The organism is Fictibacillus sp. NRS-1165 (assembly GCF_050468105.1).
In the GTDB taxonomy this organism is placed as follows: Bacteria; Bacillota; Bacilli; order Bacillales; family Fictibacillaceae; genus Fictibacillus_C; species Fictibacillus_C terrinigri.
Map to the genome: position 1 here is coordinate 1 of NZ_JBDPNU010000147.1, position 4374 is coordinate 4374.

A 4374-nucleotide genomic window follows, 5' to 3' on the forward strand; every position below is an offset into this window, starting at 1 on the left:
ACATATGATGGGTAACAAAAAGGAAAAACATCACAGAAACGGAATATCTTTAAAATGAAGTTGAAACGGGGGCTTATGGAGATGAGTAAAAAATGGTTACTAGCTGTACTCTGTATAGGGATCATTGCGATTTACTTTTTTGTTTCACGGCCATCGAGTCCGGCCAGCCCAGCTCCTCCTGACATTCCTGCCACATCCCTCGAAGAGCAGGTCTGCCAAAGAGTGGCTGACCAGGATGGTGACTGCAAAGGAATTCGTTTCTTTGATGCTGATTCACATCTGGTTTTTGCCGAGAGCAGTACAGGAATTACTCCCGCACTGACTAACAATGAGTTTACCGAATTTAGGAAATTCATTTTTCCAATGCTGAATTTCCAGGAATTTAACGAGGAGCGTGGCGACAGAGGGCCGATCATCTGGCAGGTGAAAAATAAGGTTCAAAAGAATTTATCCATTATATACGGGTTTGCCGAGGACGAGGCAAAGACCATCGTCATAAACAGTGAAAGCAACGTGCAGCCAAACCGTTTTTTCGTCCGTGATAACCTGTGGGTGTGGTATGCGACTTTCCAGAAGGATAATGTAAAATTGCCGGTAAAGGTGACCGTTTATGATGCAAAAGGAAACATTATTTCCAGAGGGAATGAAGAGGAATAGCAAATTACAATGGTATATTATGTATGATATGATTACAGTTCAAGTGAAGTAAGCGATTCGCGTTATAGCCATCGCATACTGCATGATGCATTTGTATGGATATGGGCAAAAGTACTTTCCCCTCCTGTCCCAATCTCGAGATTAAAGTAGCTAATTCTAATCACTTTCTCAACTTGTTTCAAAAATGAAAAAGCGATTCTTATTAAAGAATCGCTCCCGATTGTTGAAAAAGATATTCGCATTTCGAATATTAAATTAGGCATTTCGTACTTGGCTGCAAGTTTATAACAGGTGTTGCGTGGTTCACTTATTTAATAAGGAAAAAATCTTGTATTTCATTACTAGATTGATCAAAATTTTTGATTTTTTTATAAGTAACACGATTTAAAGTGCCCTACCAATTTTCATTTATTAATTAAACTTTATTTTAATTAGACAATGGAAAAAGTATTATAAATGAAAATAGTTAATAAATATCTACTTTGTAGAAAAAAAGCCCTCATTTGAGGTAGCATCATAACAGCCACCTAAATCATTTTTTCATAATTTACTCCCCCGATTTTTGATGAATAATAGATACCAATAATAAATGGCGTGTTACTTCCCATTTCTTACTCTTCTCCCTTTGCCATATGGAATACATAAAGGTGTTCCAAACAAAGGATCGACTGTAATCTCACATTCTATTTGAAAAACGGAACGAACCATATCAACATTCACAATATCTTCTGGTTTCCCCTGAGCAAAAACGTTTCGGTTATGAATCGCAACAATATGTTGAGCATATCGACAAGCCAGATTTAAATCATGAAGAACCATCACAATGGTACGCTGTTCTTTCTCGTTTAATTCAAACATCAAATCAAGTATTTCAATTTGATGAGTCATGTCTAAATACGTGGTTGGTTCGTCTAAAAGAATGATGTCTGTGTCTTGCGCAAGGGTCATGGCAATCCAAGCTCTTTGTCGTTGTCCCCCGGATAGGGAGTCAACCGGACGATGAGCTAAAGATTTCATTCCCGTAGCTTCCAATGCTTTGTTCACCATAATTTCATCTTTTTCCGACCATTGTTTCAGCCAATTCTGGTAAGGGTATCTCCCTTGCTTTACCAATTGCATGACAGAAAGCCCTTCCGGAGCAACTGGTCCCTGTGGAAGGATAGCTAAATGTTTGGCAACTTCTTTTGTAGGCCATTGTGCAATTTCTTTTCCATTGAGAATAACGGAACCTACCTGTGGACGTAATAGACGCGCAAAGGAACGAAGCAAGGTAGATTTACCACAACCATTACTACCTATAAAAACTGTGATTTTCCCATTTGGAATTTGTAAATTTAGTTGGTCGATAATTATTGTTTCTCCATAAGCCAACGTTAATGACCTTGCTTCCAATGGCTGCATTTTATCACTCCTAGTATTGCTTTCGTCCCTTAATATAGTAAATAAAATGAGGACCTCGAATGGTCGCTCTACTAACCTGTCACTACCTCTTTCATTCAGTTGTTATATGTTATGACAGAGGACCTTCCATCGTATGGTGTCTTGTCCTAATCTATGAAAAAAGGCATAGAAACTCTTATAATTACCAAAGTTATGTCTAATACTTCTAGATGTGGCAATACAATATAAAAAATAACTTAGATTTAAATACAACAAGGGCAACAAAATGTTTCATTCAGCCTAAATAGAAAATAAAGAAGAACCCTTATATATCAAGGGTTCTTCTTTATTTTTGAATATGATACACTGATGATACAATATTAACTACCTGCATGTTATTGAATGCAACATAACGAATACCACGAAGGTAAAAAAGAGAAGGGCATAGATTTGATCTTCTTTGTTAGTTTAAAGATTCTGGTAATTTATGGTAAGCGAAAAAGGACAGCATCTGCTGCCCTCTTGATATAACAAACATTCCTGAGTCTTATTTAGGTCATCTTTTAATTCTAATTTTTCCAGATGAATTTCATTCTGAAGGGAACCTACCAGTGTTTTCCGTAGGACTCTCCTGTACCCTCTTCCATAGCATTAGCGTTCCGCATGCAGTTGCGAATTTTAAGGCCTCGATTATTTCTTGTTGTTTTAATACTCCTATTGACAGCAACCAATTCATCTCCGGATCCAACCGGATTCTTAACTTCAACCTTCGGCAGTTTCACTCGAAACACATCATCCTGATGTATCAATATGGAACCGTCTCCATGCACGTGTAGCTAATTCCAGCTCTAATCGTATCCATTGACGGATTCTACGCTGTTTAGCGTAATTCCGGACAGAAATATACTTATTATTATTTGGCTGTTTAAGCGCACGAACGATCTGTTTTCCTGATAACGAATTCAAAAGATTGTCGATTTAATGGGATGTTTGCTAATTAGTGCAATATTGCAACTGCCAAACTTTTTTCTTATTGTAGAGGGAGAAGGTTTTTACCTTAAGCAATTTACCATCCGATAAGCTAACACCTTACATTTTTGCGTTTAAAACCAAGCAGCCCTCTATCTAAATCCTTTTGAATATTTTCGGAGGCGAACAGGATACTGCTTTTTTTCTTGCCCCGCCTGACTTCGACTGGGCCTACTGCCTTTGCAGTTTCAACCGCCTTATCATGGAGCGGCAAATATGAAATACCGACAGTGTAAATAAAATTATTCATAGCGGATTTCGTTCGATCAGGAGAATCATGAATCCTATTTTTCACCTGATCAAGCATACTGGCAATCTTTTTTGCGCTAAATTCACCGTCCGGGCGATTACCTAAAAGCCAGCAGTAACAGCTCCAACCTGCCGACATTCTGAGTTCTTCACCGCTTTCGATCCATCTATCGGCTACAACTTGGGCAAAATCGGTTTCTGCCAAAGTTACTGCAACCACATAATCGGACAGCATATAAAAATACGCCCCATCCATCCAACGCTCAAAATCCGCCTCAGTCATTGTCATTGGGTCCGCAATGATGCCGGCAAAATACATGGCATCGTAGTTCCCGGTCGCGTAAAGCTGCTCGGCCAAAGGCTGATCTATCTTGATTTTCTTTGCGAGCGGCTTCATTGCGCCTGTAGCCACGCCAAAAAGCGGCTCGTGTGCACCATTGCTTATGTAAGTCTTTTTGATTCGTTCCTTGCCGAGCGCTTGCAGTTCCTGCATAACCATTTCGAAATCCATCGTTTTGCACTTCCTTCCTTTATAATCATACTCTCTGCTTTGTAACCATCTAGCTGATATTCTTTATAAAGGAATGCTTTAACTTGATGTAAAGGATCTTGTATCGTAACCTGACCTGCCCATGTATATAAGCAAATGAGCTCGCATCTTGTATTTGAGGGAAGTAGGAGAAAAGTGTGTGAAAGGCAGATGTAAAATTTCCTCCTCATAGTTGTTTTACTTTAGGTACATTGTCGATTACTGTTCTTGTTTCTATTTTCCCTTCTTTTGAATGATAGATCAACAAACGTAAACATGTTTTTTATAAAATAAGACATCCTAAAAAATGATGTCAGAAGTTATTGTACTTGTTATCTTATTATTTGCCGCTACACCTCGGGTGTTTTATCATAGCTGAAATGGTAACTATTTACAAAAGGTTTACTGATCATTTTATAATGGTAAGAATCAATAAATGAAGGGAGAGGTATTCATGAAATTGTTTCAAGTAAGAAAAGGGCAATTTGTGTATTATAACAATGAGTTACATAGGGTATATGCTGTAAAAC

Annotated in this window: 4 protein-coding genes; 1 reads left to right on the forward strand and 3 read right to left on the reverse strand. The window is 38.2% G+C overall.

Going from position 1 to position 4374, the window contains the following annotated elements; translation table 11 throughout:
- Positions 1-81: 81 nt before the first annotated feature.
- Positions 82-657, forward strand: a complete 576-nt coding sequence (locus tag ABHN01_RS25300; protein ID WP_429877833.1) for a hypothetical protein — start codon at positions 82-84, stop codon at positions 655-657.
- A 4-nt stretch (positions 658-661) separates the two neighbouring features.
- On the opposite strand, the gene ABHN01_RS25305 is transcribed toward ABHN01_RS25300, so the two are convergent.
- The 3 genes from ABHN01_RS25305 to ABHN01_RS25315 form a co-directional block, all read right to left on the reverse strand.
- Complete coding sequence (locus ABHN01_RS25305) at positions 662-790, reverse strand: CatA-like O-acetyltransferase (protein WP_429877834.1); 129 nt, start codon at positions 788-790, stop codon at positions 662-664.
- A gap of 464 nt (positions 791-1254) precedes the next feature.
- A complete protein-coding gene (locus ABHN01_RS25310; RefSeq protein ID WP_429877835.1) occupies positions 1255-2058 on the reverse strand; it encodes an ABC transporter ATP-binding protein in 804 nt (267 codons plus the stop codon).
- Positions 2059-3118: 1060 nt separating this feature from the next.
- On the reverse strand, positions 3119-3826 hold the full coding sequence (locus ABHN01_RS25315) for a DNA alkylation repair protein (protein WP_429877836.1): 708 nt from the start codon (positions 3824-3826) through the stop codon (positions 3119-3121).
- Positions 3827-4374: the final 548 nt, after the last annotated feature.

Bases quoted from the DNA above. Each gene is read 5' to 3' on its own strand.
- ABHN01_RS25300 (WP_429877833.1), top strand. From the start codon at position 82: ATGAGTAAAAAATGGTTACTAGCTGTACTCTGTATAGGGATCATTGCG.
- ABHN01_RS25310 (WP_429877835.1), bottom strand. From the start codon at position 2,058: ATGCAGCCATTGGAAGCAAGGTCATTAACGTTGGCTTATGGAGAAACA.
- ABHN01_RS25315 (WP_429877836.1), bottom strand. From the start codon at position 3,826: ATGGATTTCGAAATGGTTATGCAGGAACTGCAAGCGCTCGGCAAGGAA.